Genomic DNA, 2,334 nt, shown 5'->3' on the forward strand with positions numbered 1-2,334 from the left:
CCCGCCACGTTTGCGGCGCGAAATTTGCTGGTCGGATTGCGGCAGCCAGGCCAAAGAGCCACCTAATTTCTTGCCCGCCGGCCGTTTAGCAACGCCTCGGTGAGCGTGATCTCGGTCAGCAGCGCCTGCTTCGTATGGTCGTTGATCTCACGGCTGCGAAACATGGCGAGCACCGCGCCTTGAGCGCGTGGCGACTTGCATGGCTCTATACCGAACGGCGCTTTCCGGACCCGGCGCGAAGCGCGCCCTCCAGCCGGATCAAAAGGCCGCCCTCACCGGCGGCCTTTCAGCAAAAAGATCAGTCGCTTAGAGCGCAGAGGTGATTTGCAGCTCGTTGGCTCCGTCGAGCCCGTAGATGTCGTCGCGGAACTGCACGACGCCAGGCCCCGTCGACCAGGCCGAGATGTAAAGGAAATAGACCGGCACCGGATTGGTGACCTGCACCGGGATGTTCTCGCCACTCTTGATCGCCGACTCGAAATACTGGCGGTTCCAGCCCGGCGTGTCGCGCAGGATCCAGGTGACGAGGTCGCGCACGTTCTGGACCCGCACGCAACCCGAGGAATCGAAGCGCATCATCTTCCCGAACAGGCTCTGCTGCGGCGTGTCGTGCATGTAGACGCCGTCCGGGCTCGGGAAATTGATCTTGACCGAGGCCATCGCGTTGCCGGCGCCCGGATCCTGACGGAATCGGTATTTCTCCGCGTCGTCGGTCGACCAGTCGACGGTCAGCGGATCGACCTCGCTGCCATCCGGTGCGAACAGGCGGATCTTGCTGTCCTTGAGGTAGTTGGGGTCCTTCCGCATCAGCGGAATGATATCCTTGCGCACGATCGATACCGGCGCGTTCCAGTAGGGATTGACGATGATCTCGTTGATCTTGGAATCGACGATCGGCGTCTGGCGGTCGATCTTGCCGACAACGGCGGTGTGGCGCAGCACGACGCGGTCGTTCTCGACCGCCTCGATCTGGGCGCCCGGGATGTCGACCAACACATAACGGTTGCCCAGCGTGCCGGCGCGTTCGTTCAGCCGCTGCAGATTCGTCTGCAGCTGGCCAAGCCGGACCTGCGCCGAAACATTCATCGCCGCATAGGTATATTGACCCAGGGTCCCGTCGGAAGGCAGGCCATGGCGCGCCTGGAAGCGCTTGACCGCCGCATCGACATAGGAATCGAAGGCCTCTGACAGGCCGGCGCTCTGCGCCAGGTCGCCCGAAATCATCAAGCGCCTGCGCAATGGCACCACGTCGGGGTCGACAACACCGAGCTGCAATTTCTTGGTATCCGGGACCGGCTCCCAGCCGCCCTGCGCGACAATGTTCTGATACTGCGCTATCGCCTGCTCGGTGTACGCAACGGTCTGCAGGCTGACGATCGGCAGCGTCGAGGCCACCTTGCCGCCCTGGCTGGCGCGGGCGTCGAACTGGTCGTTCCAGTTGCCGCGGCCTGAGGATTTCAGGATATCCGCGATCACGTCCTGCGCGCTGGCACCACCGGCAAGCATCGTCGCGGCCAACGCGGAGGCTCCGGAAAGGAAGAAACGGCGACTGGTTCTCATGTACGCTCCAGACATTCCTGTAACAATTTCACCGGGCGATGCCGCCCGCACTCTAGGGTTGGCATTGTTAACAATTCGCCAACCATGACCCCTATCACTTCGCGAGAGCGCGCCGGGGGCGACGCGCGTTCAGGGAGACGCCGGCTTTCGCAGCAACATCACCCGCATCCTCGCTTTCACCGGGAATATGGCGGCAACGTGGCCCTGACCGTGATTTGGATCGGCCGGTATCACGAAACGGAAAGACCGATGCTTTTCGGCACCGGTCCTTGATTGGCTGTCCCCGACCGCGCTCTATGGCGCGGCTCCCGGTCTCGATGCGGCGCCTTACATCCGATACGCAATCGTGTCGTTCCAGAACCGATCCAGCCGCTGCAGGGCGCGGTTCATCTGCTTGAATTCTTCCGTGTTGATGCCGCCGACCTGCTCGATCGAGCCGACATGGCGCTCGTAGAGGCCGGCGACGACTTCCGCCACCTCACTGCCCTTCGGCGTCAGCGAAACCCGCACCGAACGGCGGTCGATACGCGAGCGCTGGTGGTTGATGAAGCCGAGATCAACCAGCTTCTTCAGATTGTAGGAGACGTTCGAGCCGAGATAGTAGCCGCGCGAGCGCAGTTCGCCGGCGGTCAGCTCCGAATTGCCGATGTTGAAGAGCAGCAGCGCCTGGATGGCGTTGATGTCGGAACGGCCGTTGCGGTCGAATTCGTCCTTGATCACGTCAAGCAGACGGCGGTGCAGCCGCTCCACCAGCTGCAGCGATTCCATGTACAG

At 62.5% G+C, this 2,334-nt stretch carries 2 protein-coding genes; both read right to left on the reverse strand.

Annotated elements, in window-relative coordinates; translation table 11 throughout:
* Positions 1 to 306: 306 nt before the first annotated feature.
* Positions 307 to 1,560, reverse strand: a complete 1,254-nt coding sequence (locus tag EOA86_RS31140) for a L,D-transpeptidase family protein (RefSeq protein ID WP_065008046.1) — start codon at positions 1,558 to 1,560, stop codon at positions 307 to 309.
* 327 nt (positions 1,561 to 1,887) lie between these two features.
* A partial coding sequence (locus tag EOA86_RS31145; protein ID WP_128345117.1) for a winged helix DNA-binding protein occupies positions 1,888 to 2,334 on the reverse strand: 447 nt, incomplete at its 5' end.

Origin of the sequence: Mesorhizobium sp. M5C.F.Ca.IN.020.32.2.1, assembly GCF_004023105.1 — a bacterium.
Taxonomy (GTDB): domain Bacteria; phylum Pseudomonadota; class Alphaproteobacteria; order Rhizobiales; family Rhizobiaceae; genus Mesorhizobium; species Mesorhizobium wenxiniae.

Coding starts and splice junctions, on each gene's coding strand:
- EOA86_RS31140 (WP_065008046.1), bottom strand. CDS start 1,560: ATGAGAACCAGTCGCCGTTTCTTCCTTTCCGGAGCCTCCGCGTTGGCC.